This is a genomic window from Dyella sp. EPa41, from assembly GCF_016586165.1.
Taxonomy (GTDB): Bacteria; Pseudomonadota; Gammaproteobacteria; order Xanthomonadales; family Rhodanobacteraceae; genus Dyella.
Window position 1 is genome coordinate 26,184 of the sequence record NZ_BCPR01000037.1, and the last position, 20,737, is coordinate 46,920.

General features: G+C 66.9%; 15 protein-coding genes. 10 read left to right on the forward strand and 5 right to left on the reverse strand.

The window, feature by feature from the left end; all coding sequences use genetic code 11:
- Window positions 1-72: 72 nt before the first annotated feature.
- The 5 genes from JMF82_RS12960 to glk form a co-directional block, all read right to left on the reverse strand.
- Window positions 73-1,137 carry a heparan-alpha-glucosaminide N-acetyltransferase domain-containing protein gene (locus JMF82_RS12960; RefSeq protein WP_201314997.1) on the reverse strand — a complete coding sequence of 355 codons (1,065 nt, stop codon included), beginning with the start codon at window positions 1,135-1,137 and terminating at the stop codon, window positions 73-75.
- Window positions 1,138-1,139: 2 nt separating this feature from the next.
- Window positions 1,140-3,440, reverse strand: coding sequence for a family 20 glycosylhydrolase (locus tag JMF82_RS12965; protein WP_201314982.1), 2,301 nt, complete (start codon window positions 3,438-3,440; stop codon window positions 1,140-1,142).
- A 21-nt stretch (window positions 3,441-3,461) separates the two neighbouring features.
- On the reverse strand, window positions 3,462-5,297 hold the full coding sequence (locus tag JMF82_RS12970; RefSeq protein ID WP_201314983.1) for a glycoside hydrolase family 9 protein: 1,836 nt from the start codon (window positions 5,295-5,297) through the stop codon (window positions 3,462-3,464).
- A gap of 101 nt (window positions 5,298-5,398) precedes the next feature.
- Window positions 5,399-8,173 (reverse strand): TonB-dependent receptor, encoded by a 2,775-nt coding sequence (locus tag JMF82_RS12975; protein WP_201314984.1) that lies wholly within the window; start codon window positions 8,171-8,173, stop codon window positions 5,399-5,401.
- Window positions 8,174-8,277: 104 nt separating this feature from the next.
- Window positions 8,278-9,315: a glucokinase gene (glk, locus tag JMF82_RS12980; protein WP_255560049.1), complete on the reverse strand. Its 1,038-nt coding sequence runs from the start codon at window positions 9,313-9,315 to the stop codon at window positions 8,278-8,280.
- A 508-nt stretch (window positions 9,316-9,823) separates the two neighbouring features.
- On the opposite strand from glk, the gene pxpB reads away from it, so the two are divergent.
- From pxpB to nagA, 10 genes are all read left to right on the forward strand, one after another.
- Window positions 9,824-10,585, forward strand: coding sequence for a 5-oxoprolinase subunit PxpB (gene pxpB / locus JMF82_RS12985; protein WP_236585459.1), 762 nt, complete (start codon window positions 9,824-9,826; stop codon window positions 10,583-10,585).
- Window positions 10,582-11,565: a biotin-dependent carboxyltransferase family protein gene (locus JMF82_RS12990; RefSeq protein WP_201314986.1), complete on the forward strand. Its 984-nt coding sequence runs from the start codon at window positions 10,582-10,584 to the stop codon at window positions 11,563-11,565. The genes pxpB and JMF82_RS12990 overlap by 4 nt, the downstream gene beginning before the upstream one ends.
- Window positions 11,562-12,344 carry a 5-oxoprolinase subunit PxpA gene (locus tag JMF82_RS12995; protein ID WP_201314987.1) on the forward strand — a complete coding sequence of 261 codons (783 nt, stop codon included), beginning with the start codon at window positions 11,562-11,564 and terminating at the stop codon, window positions 12,342-12,344. The genes JMF82_RS12990 and JMF82_RS12995 overlap by 4 nt, the downstream gene beginning before the upstream one ends.
- Window positions 12,341-13,036: a DUF969 domain-containing protein gene (locus JMF82_RS13000; protein ID WP_201314988.1), complete on the forward strand. Its 696-nt coding sequence runs from the start codon at window positions 12,341-12,343 to the stop codon at window positions 13,034-13,036. The genes JMF82_RS12995 and JMF82_RS13000 overlap by 4 nt, the downstream gene beginning before the upstream one ends.
- Window positions 13,037-13,038: 2 nt before the next feature.
- The gene (locus tag JMF82_RS13005; RefSeq protein ID WP_201314989.1) at window positions 13,039-14,007 is read left to right on the forward strand and encodes a DUF979 family protein; all 969 of its coding nucleotides are present in this window, start codon (window positions 13,039-13,041) and stop codon (window positions 14,005-14,007) included.
- 10 nt (window positions 14,008-14,017) lie between these two features.
- A complete protein-coding gene (gene pcp / locus JMF82_RS13010; RefSeq protein ID WP_201314990.1) occupies window positions 14,018-14,668 on the forward strand; it encodes a pyroglutamyl-peptidase I in 651 nt (216 codons plus the stop codon).
- Window positions 14,669-15,102: 434 nt separating this feature from the next.
- Entirely contained in the window at window positions 15,103-16,389 is a 1,287-nt protein-coding gene (locus tag JMF82_RS13015) for a sugar MFS transporter (protein WP_201314991.1), read from the forward strand.
- Between the two features lie 68 nt (window positions 16,390-16,457).
- Window positions 16,458-17,510, forward strand: coding sequence for a LacI family DNA-binding transcriptional regulator (locus JMF82_RS13020; protein ID WP_201314992.1), 1,053 nt, complete (start codon window positions 16,458-16,460; stop codon window positions 17,508-17,510).
- Window positions 17,511-17,552: 42 nt separating this feature from the next.
- Window positions 17,553-18,587: an SIS domain-containing protein gene (locus JMF82_RS13025; protein WP_201314993.1), complete on the forward strand. Its 1,035-nt coding sequence runs from the start codon at window positions 17,553-17,555 to the stop codon at window positions 18,585-18,587.
- Window positions 18,587-19,741, forward strand: coding sequence for an N-acetylglucosamine-6-phosphate deacetylase (gene nagA / locus JMF82_RS13030; protein ID WP_201314994.1), 1,155 nt, complete (start codon window positions 18,587-18,589; stop codon window positions 19,739-19,741). The genes JMF82_RS13025 and nagA overlap by 1 nt, the downstream gene beginning before the upstream one ends.
- Window positions 19,742-20,737 lie beyond the last annotated feature (996 nt).

Below are 20,737 nucleotides of genomic sequence, written 5' to 3' on the forward strand. Positions count from 1 at the left end.
GGCAATGCGACCTGGATGGCGCTCTCTGCCCGAGCGGGCGCGGTGGCCTGACGTGGCGCTCTCGGCGATGGTTCAAAGCTTGATGTAACGGTGCCGGCGATCCATCACGTAGACGATCGCCCACCACAGGGCGACAAACGCGACGGCGTACGCGAGCGAAGCGGCGTAGGGACCAGCGAGAGGGGTCACCCAGCTGGCAAAGGCATGCCGGTAGAGCGGCTCCTGGATACCCAGGGCCGGCATCAGTATCTGCATCAACTCGGAACCCGCGTAAGCCGCCACCGCGTTCACGCCGAAGCGACGGCCGATGGCCGGCCAACCGAGCCGGTCGACCAGTCCGTGGAACAGCGCCAGCGCGAGCATCGCCCAGCCGCCGGTCCACAGCACGAACGAAGAAGTCCACAGATTCTTGTTGAACGGAAACACCAGCGACCATGCATAGCCCAGCGCGAGCATCACGGCGCCGGCGGCCAGCAGCGGCTTTATCCGTCCATCGCGCAGCCATTGCCCGGCGCGCAATCCCAGCAGGGTCGTCGCCAGCGACGGGAAGCTGCTGAGCAGGCCTTCCGGATCGTGGCCACGCCCGGTGGCCGGGTCGATCAGATAGACGAAGCGGCCGAAGACCGCGAAGTCCGTGCGGCTCACGATGTTGACGAACGGCTCCATGCTGCCGCCCGCCAGCAACAGCCCCCAATAGCCGAGCAGGATGGCGACGATCGCTGCCCACTGCACGCGCGCCTGCGTGTAGATCGCGAACAGCGCCGCGCCCGCGAAACAGACGCCGATGCGCTGCAGTACGCCGGGAAAGCGCAGATGCGCCCATGGCAGCGCCCACCAGGCCAGCACGTTGATGGCCACGCCCAGCAACAGGATGCGCAAGGCGCGTTTCATCGCCGCCCGTGCGAGTACGCCCTTGTCTTCGCCGCGCTCCACGCGTGGAGCGATCGCCAGTGCGATCGACACGCCCACCACGAAGAGGAAGAACGGAAACACGAAGTCCGTCGGCGTGCAGCCGTTCCACCGCGCGTGTTCCAACGGCCAGTAGACATGCTCGCCATCGCCCGGATCGTTGACCAGGAGCATCAGCGCGACCGTGCAGCCACGCAGCGCATCCACCGAGGCCAGCCGCCGAAGCATGTTCACGGCGCCGCGCCCGCGGGCACCAGCGTGGCCGAGCCGATGCCATAAAGCGGGCCGGTGATCGGCGACGTGAACACCAGGCACAGGTCATGCACGCCGGTCTGGGCGGCCAGGGCGCCCTTCAGCGTGAAGCTGTCGCTGCCGCCCACGGGCAGCGGCAGCGTCGCCAATGTCCTGCCCTTGCAGCTGTCCGCGCGCACGACCAGTTCACCCTGCGGCGTGCCGCCCTTGTGCGCAACCACCAGCTTCGCGTCGTGCGCCAACTGGTAATTGCGCGGCAGCCGCGCGGTCTCCACGCGAATGCCGGCGATGCCATCGAGCTTCGCGGCCGGATACACGCGGCAATTGTCGAACACATTGATGACGTAGCTCGGCTTCATGCTGGTGGCATCGGGCGTCGGCTGCACGCGCAGGCCGAAGTCGCTGCCCGGACAGTTGACCATCTCCGCGGTGCCGCGGGTGCGCAGCGACGGAAGATCGAGTACGCGCTGGCGCGCTTGCGCCAACGGCGCGCCATCCGGCGCAAGCGCCACGGCTTTTACCGTGGTCGGCAGCTTCACCGCGAACGGCTTGGCGTAAACCGGCGAAGCAGCGGTGGGCGCGGTGCCGTCGGTCGTGTAGTGGAGCGCGCCGTAACCCGCCTGGTTGGACAAGCTCACGTTGGCCTCGCCGCTGGCGATGGAAGCATTGCGATCCACCTCGATGTTCGCCGCGAACGCGCTGTCGGCATAACCGATGTCCTGCGCGCGATAGCGTAAGAACTGCGCCGGCAAGCGGTCGAGGAAGCCATGCCAGTCGCGCACGGCCGCCGGCGACCATGCTGCTTCGGCAAGCGCGTCCAGGCGCGGGAACACCGCGTGCTCGACATGACGCATCGTGGGCATGTGTTCCGTCCACAGGTTCGCCTGCATGCCGAGCACATGCCTGGCCTGCGAAGCGTCCAGTTCCTTCGGCACCGCTTCGAAGCCGTAATAGCTTTCCAGTGTCATCGGCGGCATGCGGCCCGTGGTTTCGTCCTCGCGATCGCTCTGCATGTGGTCGAGGTAGAGCTGCGGCGCGGGCGACAGCACCACGTCATGCCCCAGTTTCGCGGCACTGATGGCGCCTTGCGTGCCGCGCCAGGACATCACCGTCGCGCTGGGCGGCACGCCGCCTTCGAGGACTTCGTCCCAGCCGACCAGGCGACGGCCATGCGCGGCGAGGTACCGGCCCATCCGCTCGATGAACCAGCTCTGCATCGCGTTCTCGTCCTTGAGCTTGAGTTCGCGCATGCGCGCCTGCACCGCGGCCGATGCCTGCCACTGGTCCTTGACGGCTTCGTCGCCGCCGACGTGGATGTAGGTCGACGGGAACAACGCCATCACTTCGTCCAGCACATCCTCCAGGAAACGGATGGTGTGGTCGTCGACGTTGTAGAGATAAGGGTTGACGCCCCAGTCCACCGACACCGGCGGACGCTTGCCGGTGACACCAAGCTCCGGATACGACGCCACCGCCGCCTGCGCATGGCCGGGCATGTCGATCTCGGGCACCACCGTGATGTGGCGGTCCGCCGCGTAGGCGACGATGGCGCGGATCTCGTCCTGCGTATAGAACCCGCCGTAGCGCCGCGGTTCGCCGTCCTGGCCGGCTCCCGGCGGCTTGCGCCACGCGCCGATGCGGGTCAGCTCGGGATACTTCTTGATCTCGATGCGCCAACCCTGGTCATCGGTGAGATGCCAATGCAGCACGTTGAGCTTGTGCTGGGCCATCTGGTCGATGACGGTGCGCACCTCATCCACCGTCCAGAAGTGGCGCGCGGAATCGAGCATGAAGCCACGCCAGTTGAAGCGCGGCTGATCGCGGATATGCACCGCGGGCACGCGTACGTCGCCCTCGCCATGTGCCGGCGTCATCAACTGCCATGCGGTCATGGCGCCGTAGAACAGCCCCGCCTCGTCGCGCGCCGTGATGACCATGCCCGTGGGCGTGACGTCCAACGCGTAGCCCTCCGCGCCGGCCACCGGCGCCGACGCATCGCGCTTCAAGACGATGGCCGCGCCGGTGGCGGCTGCCTGCTGCACCTTGAGGTCCAGGTGCCGCGTGCGCGTCATCAGCGAGGCGAGATAGTCGGCCGACCGCTTCGCCTGCGCATCGCCCGCATCCACCACGATCGGGGTTCGCGTGCCCACCGCAAAGCCATCGCCGGACCCGGAGACCTGTGCCGGCATCGGGATCACGTCGATGCTCGTACCGGCGCCATGGGCGAACGTGCCCAGGCTGGCCAGGGCAAGGCAAAGGGCGGTGCGGGCTATGCTCATCGGTCGTCTCGCGTCGTCACGTCAATCGTGGGGAAGGCTGATGGCAAACAGGTACCACGCATCGTGCGGCAGCCACTGCTCGGTCCATCGCCAGTCGTCGTCCTTGCCGGTCTGAGCGTACCCGAGGTCGAAGGCGATGCCTTCCTCGTCGTCCAGTCCCGAGGTGATGCCATTGATGATCGCTCCCGGCGCATTGGTGTAGGCGTAGGAGTCGAAGAACATATAGGGTGCATTGCCGTGGCCGCTGCCCATCAGCATGCTGCTGTCATAAGGGTTGCGGCCGAGGATCCAGTGCAACTGGTTCCACGCGTAGGACTGCAGTTCGCCCTGGAACCCGGCGTCGCCCGCATACAGCGGAGCCGCCAGGCGTGCGGCGGCGGCAAGCGACGCTATGCGCGCGTTCTCGCCTTGCCACCACGGCGCAGCCTCGGTGTCGTGCGGAAAGAAGAAGGCGGTGCGCACCTTGCCATCGCCACCACGCACGAGCTGGCGCGCGTAACCGAAGGGATTGGCCACGGCATTCGTCGTCGCCAGTTCGGCCCGCAGGGAGCGGCGCACGACGTCGCGCACCCTGGCCTGGTTGGCTGCATCCGCGATGGAGGCGTATTCGACCAGTGCGATCACCGGCATGCCGGCATCGGAAGGGTGGAAGAACGGGCGCACGCCATCGTCGGCTCGCCAGTAGTCGCGATGGCCGTCGTGGCTGACCAGCCTGGCCATCAGCCGCGCGGCGCGGCCGTCGGCCAGCCTGCGCCATGACGCATCGTGCGTGGCGCGATAGAGCTCCACGGCGCCCAGCAATGCGCCATAGTCGTCGACGATGTTGTCCTTGCCGTCATTGGCCAGTTCGCTGTTGTGCGCGTCGAGGAAGCGGTAAGCCGATGCCGCCGCGCGCAGGTAGTCCTGCGCGGTGAAGTCGCCATCCACGCCCGTGCTCGCCGCCAGGGCGAGCGCGGCGATCGCCATGCCGCCTCCGGCGCGGAAACTCGCTTCGTACGCATGCGGCCCACGCGCCGGTTCATCCACGCGCTCGGTGTGGTCGCCGGGCTTGAGCTTGATCTGGGTGCGCCAGTTCGGATCGCCGATGTGGCGATCCTGCGGCAGCTTGCCGGGGCCCGGTGCATCGATCGACTGATAGAACGAACCGTCGGGCCGCTTGTCGCGCACCAGGAAGTCGGCGCCGAACAACCCCTCGTCCAGCAGGCGGCGCTGGTACTCGCGGAAGTTCTTGTCGTGCCGTGCCTCGAGCTGTTGCCAGCTGCGCAACAGGCTCCATGCCACCAGCGGCAACTGCTGCGTGTTGAAGTAGCGGGTGGGATTCTGGTGCGACAGGTGGATGCCGTAGTCGCCGGTGGCGTCGTACCAGCCGCCACGAAGATCGAGCGTGCCGGGCTGGCCGTCCGGCCGCGCAAGCTGGCGATCCGCCCGGTCCATCAGGCCGCTGGCGCGCTGGCCCTTGAAGTAGTAGATGACGTTGGAGAGCGTATGGCGCTCCAGCACGTTGTCCTGCACATCGAACGTCGACGATCGCGCCTGGCGGTCGCCCGCCTGCCATTCGACGTAGTAGCGACCCGGCGTCTTCAGGCCACTGAAGTCGGCGAGCGCGTAGCGGTCATCGCTCCATCGCGCGACCTGCACGGCCGGCGTCGTTTCGCCCTGCCAGGCGATCTTGCCGGTATCGGCATCCACGATGCGAAAGCCTTGCTTCGAGGCATCCGGCAGGCCCTGTATGACGGCCTGCTTGGAGGCCAGCGTGTCGTAGCCCACCTGGTCGACCAGCACTTTCTGCCCGGATGCGCTGGCGGCGTCCGCGAGGAACGCCAGCAGTGCGATCGCGAGACGGCGACATTGCTTCATGCCATCGACCCCTCGAGCTTGCATAACGGTGTTGCGGATCCCCGATGAAAAATCGGGCCCGGCAAAAGTGCCGGGCCCGTTGGCGGGGAGGTAGCCTCAAATCAGATCTTGAAGCGAAGGTTCAGGTAGTACTGGCGGCCGTTCACGTAGAACGCATACGGCTGCTTGCCGTAGTTCGGATTGACCGTGTAGTACTTGAGCTTCGGGTTGTTGAGGTTCATCGCGTCCAGCGTGAGCGACATCCACGAAGTGATGTTGTAGCCGAACGACGCCGCCAGGTTGCCGATGCCCGCCTGGTAGAACGTGTCGGTACGGCTCACGCCCGCGTAGAACGACGAGCGGTAGGTGTAGCTGATGCGGGCGTTGAACATCTGGTTTTCGAAGTAGCCCGAGACGTTGAACGTGTTCTTCGAGGTGCCCTGCAGCGGCTTGCCGTCCTCCGCCGAACCGCTGGCGAAGGTGTAGTTCGTCTGCACGCCGAAGTAGTCGCCGATCGGCTGGATGTAGTTCAGCTCGACGCCCTTCACGTGGCCGTTGACGTTGGTCGGCACGCTGACCTGGTACGTCGCGAACACGTCGTGGCCGGCGGTGTTGCTGGCCTGCTGGTCCTTGAACTGGATGTTCTGGGTACCGAAGTTGATGTAGTCGCTCAGCTGCATGTTGTACACGCCGGCCGACACGAGGCCGCGCGGAGCGAAGTACCACTCCAGGCCGGCATCGAAGTTGGTCGAGATGAGCGGCTTCAGCTGCGGATTGCCGCCGCTGCCGGTGTGGGTCAGGTCATCCAGCGAGTACGAACCGGCCAGTGCCGAGTAGTCCGGGCGCGTCATCGTCTGCGACGCGGCGAAGCGGGCGATCACGTCATCCGTGATGTTGAACTTGAAGTTCGCGCTCGGCAGGAACTTGTCGTAGCTGTGGTTGTAGGTGTTGACGTAGTAGTTGCCGAACGCCGAACCGGTGATCGGGCCCGCCGTGGTGTAGGACGACACGGCGCTGGAGTTGTAGTTGATGTCTTCCTTCGTATAGACGTAGCGCAGGCCGATGTTGCCGCTCCAGCGGTCGCCGGCGAAGTTCGCCTGCGCGTAGGCCGCCGTGTCCTTCTCGTTGACCTTGTAGATGTTCTGCCAGTTGAAGCGCGCCACCGGGTCACGGTTGGCGTACTTGGCATCGAACGCGGCCAACGCACCCGGGCTGTAGTACCAGGCCGGGCCCGGGCCGGTCACGCCGAGGTCGCTGTTGAAGCTGCCCGGGTAGTTGGACCAGGTGGTCGGATAGTTGGCCGGGTTCTGCCAGTCGCCGGTCGGGCCCTGGCCGATGTCGGTCTTGTTCTCGCGGGTGTGGTCGGAATAGCGCACGCCGAAATCGAGCGTGCTGAGGTTGATCGGCGAGCTGTCCAGCGCCCATTCGCCGTCGAACTGGTAGAAATCTTCCTTGTCCTTGACGTGGATGTCCTGGTCGCCAAAGATCCAGCCGGCCGAGGGCATGATGCCCGACGGCGTGGTGTTGTCGCCGCCCACGGACCAGTTGGTCGGCTGACCGGTACCGCGCATCGACCAACTGCCGCCGGCGTTGTTGGCGAAGCCCAGTTCGCTCACGTCCTGGTTATCGCTGTTGCCCTTGCCCTGGGTGGTGCCGATCTGGCCGGTAAAGGTCAGGTGATCGGTGGCGCGCCATTCGGCATCCAGCGTGGTGTACGCCGACGACGACGAAGCGCCCGGGCGTGAGATCTGGTCATACACGCCATACGGCGTGTCGGGCGTACCGGCCGGCGGCGGAGCGAACGTGGCATTGGTCAGCACGTTGCCCTGCACCTTGTAACCCGGCTGCAGGCCCAGGCCGCGCGAAACGAACTGGCTGGTCCACAACATGTAGTTGCGGTTGTAGTTGTCGGCCTCGAGCTTCGAGTAGAAGCTGTTGAGGTTCAAGGTCAGGTTGTCGAGCGGCTTCCATTCGATGTCCACCGTGCCGCCCTTGCGGGTACGGGTCTGGGTGAACAGGGTCTGGCCGATCAGGTTCGGGTAGTACTTGCCCGCCAGGTCCGGATGGGCGACGGCGATGGGGTCGGCGGCGCCGATCTGGTTGTAGCCGCCCACGATTTCCTGGCCGTCGCGCTGCAGGCTGCGCTTCTCGTAGAACGCCTGCGCCATCACGCCGAAGGTGTTGTCGTCGCTCTTCCAGTTGACCAGGCCGTTGAACTGCGGCTTGGTATCGCCCGGCAGGTCGGAATAGACGCCGCCGACGGCCGCCTGCGCGGTGAACGGCTGCGCGAACTCCAGTGGCTTGCGGGTGATGATGTCGACCGTACCGGCGCTGCCACCTTCCTGCAGCTTGGCTTCGGAAGACTTGTGCACGACCACTTCGCTGACGACTTCCGCCGGCAGCAGGCTATAGCTCACGCTGCGGCCCACGGTCTGCACCTGGCTCAGTACGAACCAGTCGCCGGTGCCGACGGTATGGCCGTTGACCAGGGTCTGGGTCATGCTCGGGTTGGTGCCACGCAGGCTGACGCGATCGTTCTCGTCGAAGCCGCCTTCGCTGGCGCTCGACGAGCTGATGTTGATGCCGGGCAGGCGCTGCAGCGTGTCGGCCACGTTCTTGGCCGGCAGCTTGCCGATGTCTTCGGCGGTGATCACTTCGACGTGCGAGTCGGCTGCCTTTTTCAGGTTCAGCGACTCGGCTTCCGAATCGCGGATACCGACGACGGTGACGGTACCCAGTTCCTTGGCCTTGTTCTTGTCGGCCGTGGTCTGGGCATTGTCCTGGCCGGAAGCGGCCGGGCCCGGCTGCGCCGGGGTGTTATCGGCAGCGTACACGGAGCCGGACAGACACAAGCCGGCGATGATGCTTGCTGCTAGCAGAGTCTTGCGGTTTGACATGGTTTCCTCCCCTCGAAGGCGTATCTGCAGCGGATGTATGTGGGTCGTCCGGCTGCGGCGTGGCTGTCTGGGCTTGCGCCCGGTTCAATGCAACGGTGAAGCGGTTACTGCGTTCTCCCCCGGTCGTGCTGGCCGTCCAGGTACATGCCGGCCGCGCCGATCACGCCGAGCTGGCCGTGTTCCATCAGTCGTACGGGAACTTGCTGCAGGAAAGGGCGCATCACGCCCTTGTTGAAAAAACGATCGCGGAAACCGCTGGCCAGCAGCACGTCGCGGATTTGCGGCAGGATGCCGCCGGCGAGGAACACGCCGCCACGCGCGCCGTAGAGCAGCGCAAGATCGCCCACGAAGCTGCCCAGCAGGTTGCAGAACACATCCAGGGCTTCCACGGCCGCCGCGTCGCTGCGCGAGAGCGCGGCCTGCGTCACCTGGCTGGGCAGGGAAAGCACCGGCGCCTGGTCGCGCAGCACGCACAGCGCGCGGTACAGGTTGATCAGTCCAGGGCCTGACAAGGCGTGCTCGAACGACACGTGGGCACGTTCGCGCGAGAGATAACGGAGGATTTCGATCTCGCGCTCGTTGCCCGGCGCCAGCGCGATCTGTCCGGCTTCGGTGGGCAGCACCGTGGCGTGCGGCTTGCCCGGGAGCAACACCGCCGAACCCAACCCCGTGCCCGGACCCATCACCAGCACCGGACCCGCCACGTGCGGCGCCTCGGTTTCGATCACCGGCGTGGTGTCGGCGTGGCTCAGGAACTGCGTGGCATACGCCACCGCCTCGAAGTCGTTGATGACCGCGAGCTGGTTGATGCCGAGGCTGTCGCGGATATCGCGGATCGATACCGGCCACGGGAGGTTGTCGTTGACGATGGCGTCGCCCAGCACATAGCCCGCGCTGGCGACCGCGCAGGCGTCCACGTGCACGCTGCGATCGAGCTGGCTGACGAAATCCTTCAGCACCGCCGTGAGGCTGGGCCAGTCGGCGCAGGCATAGCGGTGGTACTGCAGCACGGTCACCGGGCGGATGCCGTCCGGCTCCTGGCTGACCAGCCCGATGCGCGCGTGCGTACCCCCGACGTCGGCCGCCAGAAACATGCCTTCCGCCGAAAACTCGCCCGTGCTGCGGCTTACCCCTTCGCCCACTGCGATCCCCTCGTCATCCCTTCGTCACGTACTTGTGAAACGCGACCCGATTTTGGCCGGAGTCTGGTAACGACTGACAACGTTGTCAACAGCCTGGTGCTTTTGGACGGGCAGATGCCGTGTTGCCACGCAGCAGGCACCATGGCCGCGGGGTTACAGGCATGCGCAGATGTCGTCGTAATTACCCTATAGTTCATACACTTATGTATGAACAGCGACGACGTGAAGACAGTCCCGCGCCGCGCCATGGGTGGCCCGGCGGATCACGGCCACAGCAGCCATTTGGCACCCTGCCGGAGGTCACGGAAGATGACTCGACAGGACATTTTGGGGCCTGGCTCGACCCGAAATTGACAACGTTGCTAGATGCGACGGTCGCGCGGCCATCGCGCGCCAACACCTGCCGCGCGAATGCATGCGTCGCGTCGCGGGCTTTTCCCGCAACAGCCGCGCTCCTACAGTGGCGGCTTTCCCATGGACGCCTGTTTCGCATGCGAAGAACCGCCCGATGCCTGGCGCCGATGACCTGCCCCAGGCAGGAGCCATCGCCATGGCATTGAACGGCGCCCCCTCCATCGAGGTGCTGTCCGAAGAAGCGTGGCTGCTGCGTTTCGGCGACACGATCGATGCCGCGGTGAACGCGCGCGTGCACGCCGCCTCACGACGTCTCCAGGCCGCCTTGCCCGGCATCGAATGCGTGCCCGCCTACGCGAGCGTGCTGCTGCGCTTCGATCCGTTGCAGTGGATCGATATCGGCGCCGCGACGCCCGGCCAGCGCCTGCACGATGCCGTGCGCGCTTCGTTGCGCGATGCCGCCGTGGTTGTCGAAGACGTCCGCGTGGCGACGATTCCGGTGCTTTACGGCGGCGAGCACGGCCCCGACTTGCACGATGTCGCATCGCACGCCGGCATGTCCGAAGCCGAAGTCATCACTCGCCACACCGCGGCCGACTATCGCGTCGCGATGCTCGGCTTCGCACCCGGCTTCCCGTATCTGCTGGGCCTGGACCCGGCGCTCGCCATGCCGCGCCGCGCCGATCCGCGGCTCGCCGTAGCGGCGGGCAGCGTCGCCATCGGCGGCCTGCAAACAGGCATCTATCCGCAGGCATTGCCGGGTGGCTGGCAGCTGATTGGCCGCACGCCACTGGCCTTGTTCGAGCTGGCGTCCACGCCGCCCTCGCTGCTGCAACCCGGCGATCGCGTGCGCTTTCGCGCAATCGATGCGCGGGAGTACGAGCGGCTTGCCACCACGGGCGGTGGCGACGCATGAACGCGAGCGTGCTCAGGCCCGGGCTGCTGACCAGTCTCCAGGATGGCGGCCGACAAGGCTATGCAGCGCTTGGCGTGGGGCGCGCGGGCGTCATGGATGGGCCGGCATGGCGACTGGCCAACGCACTGGTCGGCAACGCCGGCGATGAAGCGGTGCTCGAGTTCACGTTGACGGGGCCGACCCTGCGCTTTTCCCGGCCAGCCATCATCGCGCTCACCGGCGCGACTGTGGACGCGCGTGTCGACCAGCATGCCCTGCCCGGCTGGACCCGTTGCGTGCTCCCTGCCGGAAGCGTGCTGCAACTGGGCGGCATGCGTCACGGCTGCCGCGGTTACCTGGCCGTGCACGGGGGGTTCGCCGTGGCCGCCGTGCTTGGCAGTCGCAGCACCGACATGCATGCCCGCCTCGGTCCACTCGACGGGCGGATGCTGCGGGCCGGTGACGTACTTGCGATCGGCGAACAGAAAGCGCCATCGTCGCCGCGCACCACGGATACGCCGCGCGTATCGCGCTGGGGGCTCGATCCCCGCCCCTGGTTCGACGACATGGCGCGCCCTCTCGCCCTGTTGCGCGGCCACCACTACGCGCAGCTCGATGCCGCATCGCAACGGACGCTGTTCGACGCGTCGTTCCATGTCAGCAAGGACAGCAACCGCACGGCAAGCCGCCTGGATGGTCATCGGCTCGCCTTGCGCCAGCCACTGGAACTGATTTCCGAAGCCACCCTGCCGGGCACCATGCAATTGCCGCCGTCGGGGCAGCCGATCGTGCTGCAGGCGGAGGCGCCGGTCACGGGTGGCTATCCGCGCATCGGCCAGCTCGCGGCGGTGGATCTCCCCCGCCTCGCGCAGCGGCGGCCCGGCGATGCCGTATGCTTCCGGGAGACCACGCTGGACGAGTCGCTGCAGCGACTGGCGCGTCGCCAGGAACGCTTGCAGCGCCTGCTTTGCCGCATCGAAGAACGCCTGGAATCCGCATGACCGCCGTCATCCGCAAGACCATCGACATCAACAGCGACCTGGGCGAGTCCTTCGGCGCATGGCGCATGGGCGACGATGCCGCCCTGCTTGCCGTGGTGAGCTCGGCGAATATCGCCTGCGGTTTTCACGCCGGCGATCCGGACATCATGCGCCGCACGGTCGCGCTGGCGGTCGGTCACGGCGTCGCCATCGGCGCCCATGTTTCGCTGCCCGACCTGCAGGGCTTCGGTCGGCGCGAAATTCCCGTCACACCGTCCGAGGCTTACGCGATGACGCTTTATCAGGTCGGCGCACTGCACGGCTTCGCACAGGCGGCGGGCACGCGCCTTCATCACGTGAAGCCGCATGGCGCGCTGTACAACATGGCCGCGCGCGATCGTCGCCTCGCCGACGGCATCGCGCAGGCCGTGCGCGATTTCGATCCCACCCTGTGCCTGTTTGGCCTGGCCAACTCCGCCCTGGTGGACGCCGGCCGCGAGGCGGGGCTGCCGGTAGCGGCGGAGGCCTTCGCCGATCGCCGCTACCGATCGGACGGCTCGCTGCAACCGCGCCGCGAAGCCGACGCCGTCATCGTCGAAAGCGACGAGGCCATCGCGCAGGCCATGGCCATGGTGCGCGAAGGCCGCGTGCGCGCCGTGGATGGCGACATCGTGGAACTGCAGGCCGACACGCTTTGCGTCCACGGCGATGGCGCGCATGCCGTGGCATTCGCGCGCCAGCTGCGCGCCTCGCTGGAAGCCGCGGACATCGGCATCCGCGCCCCGGGCCAGCGCGCATGAACTACTGGCCGCTGCTGGGCGTGGCGGTGATCGTGATCGGCTTCGCCCTGCGCTTCAACGCGGTGCCCGTGGTGGTGTGCGCAGCCCTGGTCAGCGGCCTGCTTGCCGGGCTGCATGTGCCCGACCTGCTCGCGCTGCTGGGCAGGAGTTTCGTCTCCTCGCGCATGCTGTTGATGTTCGTGCTGACCCTGCCCGCCATCGGCCTGCTCGAGCGCGCGGGCTTGCGCGAACACGCCCAGCAATGGATGGCGCGATTGCGCAGCATGACGCTGGCACGCCTGCTGATCGGTTACCTGCTGGTGCGCGAGGTGCTGGCCATGCTCGGCCTGATGGGCGTGGCGGGCCATGCACAGACCGTACGCCCGCTGCTGGCGCCGATGAGCGAGGCCGCGGCGGAAAAGATCCTGCCGGCACTGGGCGACGATGATCGCGATGAACTGCGCGCGATCGCCGCCGCCACCGACAACGTGGGCCGTTTCTTCGGCGAGGATGTCTTCATCGCGCTGGGAGCGGTGCTGCTGATCCAGGGTTTCTACGCGCAGCACGGCATCGAACTGACGCCGCTCGCCATCGCGTTGTGGGCGCTGCCCACCGCCATCGTCGCCTTCGTCATCCAGTCGGTGCGCATCTGGCTCTATCAGCGCCGCCTGCAGCGGCGTGCGATGTCGTTGCACAGCGAACGGGGCGGCTGAACATGTTGCGCATCGAGCATGCCTATTGGCTCATCGCCGCCTTCCTCATCCATGTGGCATGGCGCAACCTGCGCGACGGACAGGGCAGTCGCGCGGCGTTCTGGCTGTTGCTGGGGCTGTTGTTCGCCGGCGGTGACTACGTGCTGGCGCAGCAGAAGGCGGGAAACACCCTGCCGGCCCAGGGTGCCGGTGCGATGGTGATCGCGCTCGCCCTGCTCGCGCCGCGGCTGCGCAGGCATGCACACGTGGAAACCGTCGGCGCGGAACAGCGGCTCGCCTCGGCGCTGCGCCTGGGCCACAAGCTGTTCATGCCGGCGCTGCTGATTCCCCTGGTGACGTTGATCGTGGCCTTGTTCGGCGCCCATCTGTCGGTGGCGGGCCATGCGCTGTTTGCCGCGCCGCAAATGACGCTGACGGGATTGGCGCTCGCCTGCGTCATCGCGCTGCTTGTCGCCGCCGGCGTGGCGCGTGCGCCGCTGCATCAGGGACTGTCGGAGGGCCGGCGCCTGCTCGACGCGATCGGCTGGGCGGCGCTGCTGCCGCTGCTGCTCGCCGCGCTCGGCGAGGTCTTCACGCAGAGCGGCGTAGGTGCCGCCATTGCCGCGCTTGCCAACGCTATCCTGCCCGAAGGCAGCGCGTTCGCCTGCCTGCTGGTGTTTGCGCTGGGCATGGTGTTGTTCACTGTGATCATGGGCAACGCGTTCGCCGCGTTCCCGGTGATGATGGCTGGCATCGGGCTGCCCCTGCTGATCCACCAGTATGGCGCGCACCCGGCCGTTCTCGGCGCGATGGGCATGCTTTGCGGTTATTGCGGCACGCTGTTGACGCCGATGGCGGCCGACTACAACCTGGTGCCCGCCGCGCTGCTGGAACTGCGCAGCCCCTACGGCGTGATCCGCGCGCAGTTCTGGAGCGCGGTGACGATCTTCGTCGCCACCTTCATCATGATGTGGCTGCTGGTCTTCCGCTGAGCATCCGTCGATGAGCAAGCCCCGCATCCTGCTGACCGGCTTCACCCCGTTTGGCGACGAGACGGTCAATCCCTCGTGGGAAGCCGTCCGCGTGCTGCACGATCGAGAGATCGCCGGCCATCGCGTGGTGGCGCGACTGCTGCCAACGGTGTTTGCGGCCTCCCGGCGTGAACTGGAGTCGGCGGCGCACGAGGTCCAACCCGCCATCCTGCTCGGCGTCGGGCAGGCGGGGGGACGCAGCCGCCTGTCGATCGAGCGCGTAGCGATCAACGTGCAGGACGCGCGCATGCCGGACAACGAAGGCGCCCAGCCGATCGACGAGCCGGTGATGCCAGGCGGGCCTTCCGCCTACTTCAGCACGCTGCCGATCAAGGCCATGCTCGCCGCCCTGCAATCCGCGGGCCTGCCGGCCGAGGTGTCCAACACCGCCGGCACCTATGTGTGCAACCACGTCGCCTACCTCATGCTGCACCTGGCCACGCTGGCGCCGGGGGTACGGGCCGGATTCATCCATATCCCCTACCTGCCCGCCCAGGCGGCGCGACTTCCGGGCGCGCCAAGCATGGCGGCCGGGGACGTGGTGCGCGGACTGGCCGTGGCGCTCGAAGCCGCAGCCACGCATGCCATGGACGAGAAGCTGGGCGCCGGCACGCTGGACTGAGCCGAGGCCCGCGGGCGGCTTCCCTCCGGCGCCCAAGGCGCGCATGCTGGATGGGGCACCGGGTCCGGAACGCGTCGCCAGCGGCCGCTGCCGCCGCCAGCCAGACTTTTATGATAACGTTGTCATCGCGGGTTTTTCAGGCCAAACAACGGCTTGGCCAGGCCGCGCAGCCAAGGCCGAACACCTCGCCTTGTGCGCTGCAACACATTGTTATGAATGCTTTTTTAAGTAATCAAGCAACTTCGGCGACCGTGCCCTGCCGTTTGGAAAATATCCGTTCCGCCGGAAGTCCGCCGATTTGGCCATGACCGCTCCATGACTCGCACGCGTCAATATTTGACAACGTTGTTAGTTAGCTCGATAAAGAGCCACTGGGGGAGCCGGGCCGCTAGAGCCCGCCAGTCATGAGGCCATCCGCGGGGAGTTCACCATCCATGTCGTCCACAACGCTTGCCGCCGGACAGACGCGATCGTCCAGCGTCGTACCGATGCTGATCATCGGCGTGCTGTTCTTCATCTTCGGCTTCGTCACCTGGCTCAACGGCCCGCTGATCACCTTCGTGAAGCTCGCCTTCAACGTCGATGACGTGTCGGCCTTCCTGGTGCCGCTGGTCTTCTACTTCTCTTACTTCTTCCTGGCCATTCCCTCGTCGAGCGTGTTGCGCCGCACGGGCATGAAGAAGGGCATGGGCCTCGGGCTTTTCGTGATGGCCATCGGCGCCGTGCTGTTCGGGCAGTTCGTCAGCATGCGCATCTTCTATCCGGCGCTGGTCGGCCTGTTCGTGATCGGCGCGGGCCTCGCGCTGCTGCAGACGGCATCCAACCCGTACATCAGCATCCTCGGCCCGATCGACAGCGCCGCCCAGCGCATCGCCTTCATGGGCATCTGCAACAAGGTGGCTGGCGCGCTCGCGCCGTTCGTGTTCGGCGCGCTGGTCTTGAGCGGCATCGACAGCTTCGATGCGCAAGTGAAGGCCGCGCCGACCGACGCGGCCCGCGAGGCGCTGCTCAATACGTTCGCCGCGAAAATCCACATGCCCTACATGGTCATGGCCGCGTTGCTGGTGCTGCTGGCGATCTGGGTCGTCCGTTCGCCGCTGCCGGAGATCAAGCCGGCAGGCGCCAACGCCGAGTCCGATATCGGCCACGGCAAGGGCGGCATCTTCAGCTTCCCGCACCTGTGGCTGGGCGTGCTGTGCCTGTTCCTCTACGTGGGCGTGGAAGTGATGGCGGGCGACGCCATCGGCACCTATGGCCAGGGCTTCGGCCTGCCGCTGGAGGAAACCAAGCACTTCACCTCCTACACGCTGATGGCGATGCTCGCCGGCTACCTTGCGGGCCTGGTGCTCATCCCGCGCTTCATTTCGCAGCAGAGCTACCTGGCGGTATCGGCGGTGCTCGGCGTGCTGTTCACGCTCGGCGCCTACTTCACCACGGGCGGCGTCTCGGTGGGCTTCGTCGCCGCGCTGGGCTTCGCCAACGCGATGATGTGGCCGGCGATCTTCCCGCTCGCCATCCACGGCCTGGGTCGCCTGACCGAGCGCGGGTCCGCGCTGCTGATCATGGCCATCGTGGGCGGTGCGCTGGTGCCGCAGCTGTTCGTGCACCTGAAACAGCACTTCAACTTCCAGCTGGTATTCATGGCGCTGATGGTGCCCTGCTACCTGTACATCCTCTATTACGGCGCAAGGGGCCATCGCGTCGGCCAGCACGCGCCTTGAGCCAGGGCGGGCATGGCGCCCGCCTCGCTGGGCTACGATGCCCTTTCCCGCTTTCCGGAGTTTTCACGTTGCGCAACCCCACCATCAAGGACGTCGCCAAGCGTTCGGGCGTTTCGCTCAAGACCGTCTCGCGCGTCATCAACCGCGAGACCTCGGTGCGCGCCGATACCCGCGAGAAGGTCGAACGCGCGATCGAGGCACTGGGCTACCAGCCCAACCCCTCCGCGCGCGGCCTGCGCAGCACGCACGCCTATGCGATCGGGCTGGTGTACGACAACCCGAACGCGCACTACGTCATCAGCATGCAGGACGGCGTGCTGTCGGCCTGCCGCGAACGTGGTTATGGGTTGCTGATCCATCCCTGCGACTCGAGCTCGCCTGACCTCGCCAACGAGCTGTGCTCGCTGGTCGAACGCAACCGCCTCGCCGGGCTGGTGCTGGCGCCGCCGATGTCCGAAGAGCCGGAGCTGATCGCCAAGCTCAGCGCGAACGACATCAGTTTCGTGCGCATCATTTCCTCGCGCGAAGATCCGCACGACGGCGCGCCCTGCGTCTACGTGGACGACCGCAGCGCGGCGTATGCCATCACCGAACACCTGATCCAGATGGGCCACAAGCGCGTCGGCTTCCTGTGGGGCGAACCGCATCACCGGTCGAGCCCGGAGCGCTACCAGGGTTATGCCGACGCACTGAAGGACTACGGCATCCCGCTCGACAAGAAGCTGGTGCTGCCCGGTCGTTACGCGTTCGACGATGGTTTCCGCGGCGCCCGCAAGCTGCTCGCGCTGAAGGATCCGCCGACCGCGATCTTCGGCAGCAACGACGAAATCGCCGCCGGCGTGCTCGCGGCCGCGCGTTCCAGTGGACTGGACGTGCCGTGGAATCTCTCCATCGCCGGCTTCGAGGACAGCCCGTTCTCCAAGCAGGCATGGCCCGCGCTCACCACCGCGCGCCAATCCACCAGCGACATCGGTCGCCATGCGGCGCTGCAGCTGATGGCCGAACTGCAGCGCAAGGCCGGCGCCCCGGCGGAGATGCCGCACGCCGAATGTTTCGTTCCCGAACTGGTCGTGCGCGGCTCCACCGCGCCGCCGCAAACCACCCCGCCACGCAAGGGCTGAAACCCTGCGGTGTGCGCCCACACGCATGCCATTGAGAAGACGATGAAGGAAGCCAGCTCCACCCTGATGTTCCGCGAGGCCCACGAGACGGCCGCCGTGGTCGAGCGCCAGTTGCGCGAGAACGCACCGATCCTCGCGGCCCTGGGCGAACGTCTTCGCGCCAACCCGCCCCGCTTCATCGTCACCTGTGCACGCGGCAGTTCCGATCACGCCGCCGCGTACGCCAAGTACGTATTCGAAACAAGGCTTGGCCTGATCACCGCCTCGGCCTCGCCGTCGATCTCCTCCATCTACGACGCCGACCTGCACATGGACGGCGCCTTGTTCGTCGCCATCTCGCAGTCGGGCAAGAGCCCGGACCTGCTGCGCAGTGCGCAGGCCGCGAAGGATGCGGGTGCGCACGTGGTGGCGCTGGTGAACGTGGAAGACTCGCCGCTGGCGCAGATGGCCGACACCTTCGTGCCGCTGCGTGCGGGCCCGGAACTGAGCGTCGCCGCGACCAAGAGCTATCTCGCCACGCTGGCGGCGATCCTGCAGATGACCGCGCACTGGTGCAACGACGACGACCTGCACACCGCGGTGGCACGCCTGCCCGGTGACCTGCGCCAGGGTTGGGACTGCAACTGGAATGCGATGGTCGAAGGCCTGCGCGATACGCACAACCTGTTCGTGGTGGGGCGTGGTTTCGGCTTCGGCGCCGCGCTGGAAGCCGCGCTCAAGCTCAAGGAAACCTGCGGCCTGCATGCCGAAGCCTTCAGCGCCGCCGAAGTGAAGCATGGCCCGATGGCCTTGGTCGGCGAAGGGTTTCCCGTGCTGTTCTTCGCCCAGGATGACGGCACGCTGGAAAACACCATGGCGGTGGCGCGCGAGTTCCGCGCCCGCGGCGCCCGCGTCTTCGTCGCCGCGCCCGGCAATCATGATCCGGACAAGCTGCCGTTGCCCGAAGGCATCTCGCCCATCGTGACGCCGCTGCTTGCCGTGCAGAGCTTCTATCGCGCCGCCAGCGCGCTGTCGCTCGCGCGCGGCTACGACCCGGACGTGCCGCCGCATCTGCGCAAGGTGACGGAGACGATGTGATGAGCGCCCAAGCCACTGCCCTCGTCAACGCCCGCGTGCTTACCGACCACGGCCCGCAAGACGGCCTGGCCGTGCTGGTGCGCGGCGAGCGCATCGAAGCCGTCGTGCGCGCCGACGACGCGCGCGCAACGGCCGCACAACGCCACGACCTCAAGGGCCGGCTGCTGCTGCCCGGCTTCATCGACGTGCAGGTCAACGGAGGTGGTGGCGTGCTGTTCAACGCCGAGCCCACCGTCGACGCGCTCGCCACGATGGGTGCCGCGCATCGCAAGTTCGGCACCACCGGCTTCCTGCCCACGCTGATCACCGATACCGCCGACGTGATGCGCAAGGCGCTGGACGCCGTCGACGCGGCGATCGAGCAAGGCGTGCCGGGCGTGCTCGGCATCCATCTCGAAGGCCCGTTCCTCGCCACCGCGCGCAAGGGCATTCACGACGCCAGCCTGTTCCGGCTGCCGGATGCGGAAGACATCGCCGCGATCACGCGCAACCGGCGCGGCGTGGTGATGCTCACGCTCGCGGTGGAAGAGGTTCCACTGGACACCATCCGCCAGCTCAGCGAAGCCGGCGTGCTCGTCGTCGCCGGCCACACCGCCGCCAGCTACGACACCACGCGTGCCGCGCTCGATGCGGGCGTGTGCGGCTTCACCCATCTCTACAACGCGATGACGCCGCTCGGCAGTCGCGAGCCCGGCGTGGTCGGCGCCGCGCTGGATGATCCCTACAGCTGGTGCGGCCTCATCGTCGACGGCCATCATGTGCATCCCGCGGCATTGCGCGTCGCCATCGCTGCCAAGGCGCGTGGCAAGAGCGTGCTGGTCACCGACGCGATGCCGCCGGTTGGCGCCGACAGCCCCGAATACATACTCAATGGCCAGACCATCATCGCCCGCGACGGCATCTGCCAGAGCGATACCGGCGTACTCGCCGGCTCCGCGCTCGACATGGCGACGGGCGTGCGCAACCTCGTGAACATGGTCGGCCTGCCGCTGGCCGAAGCCTCGCGCATGGCGAGCGCCTATCCGGCCGCATGGCTGGGCCTCGATCGCACCCATGGCCGCCTGGTGGCGGGGCAGCGGGCGGACTTCGCGGTGATGGATGAGGGGTTGATGGTGAGCGAGACGTGGATCGGTGGCGTGCGGTATGCCGGCTGAGGCATGCCCCGCTCCTGTCGCCGCGCATCCTTGAAGCACCCATTGTAGGAGCGCACCCAGTGCGCGACCGCCTTTCGCGCCGGTTTGCATGGTTCGCTCTTTCGGCAATGTCGTTTCAGGCGATTGCTATGTTTCGGCGACCTGGCTCGCCCGCTACCGAAAGGAGCCCTCGTGGGGCCGCGGGCTTTCAGATCGCCGTCGCGGCCCAGGTCACTTTCTCCTCACGTGACGTTCGTTCCCTTGTAGGAGCGCACCCAGTGCGCGACCGCCTTTCGCGCCGGTCTGCAGCACTCGTTCTTCAGCATGTAGTTGGTGATGTCTTAGTTGCTTTCTTCCGTGACCGGGCTCGCCTGCGGCGGGCTTCCGAGCCGCTGCCGCGGCCCGGGTCACTTTCTCTTGCTTGCCCAAGAGAAAGTAACCAAAGAGAAGGGCACCCCGCGTGGCGCTGTCTGGGCTACGCCCAGCCAGTCCGTGAGGGGCGGCCGGGCTTTTCGACCGGGCTCCTGCCCGGACGAAAAGTGCCCGACGTCCTGTCGGGCACCCCTGCGGGGCCTGCTCGTCCACCCCTCACCGCCCCACAGGGGTTGGTTGAAGGCTCGTGCCGCGGAGCGGCACATCGCGTCGCGACACCGGTGGCTGCGGTTCGTTGTGGGAGCGCACCCTGTGCGCGACCGTGGACTGACAGGGTTGCCTCGATCCGCGATGGTCGCGACGACGCAAGGCCAAGGCGCGTTGCAACGTTGCGGTCGCGCACTGGGTGCGCTCCCACAGAGGTAGGAAGGAACTTCGCGAGCACCCACCCCTCACCCCACCCCTCTCCCCGGAGGGGAGAGGGAGAAAAAACGGCGGTGCGGCGCGAATAGATCCCCTCAGGGCTCAACAACGTTGCCTTGAGTCCTCTTCGCTACGGCGCGTGGCGGTGTAGCGGCTACGTTCGAGGTAGTAACGAGCACGGCCCGACTGACCTCGGTCGTCCGACGCTCCTATCCCCCATAT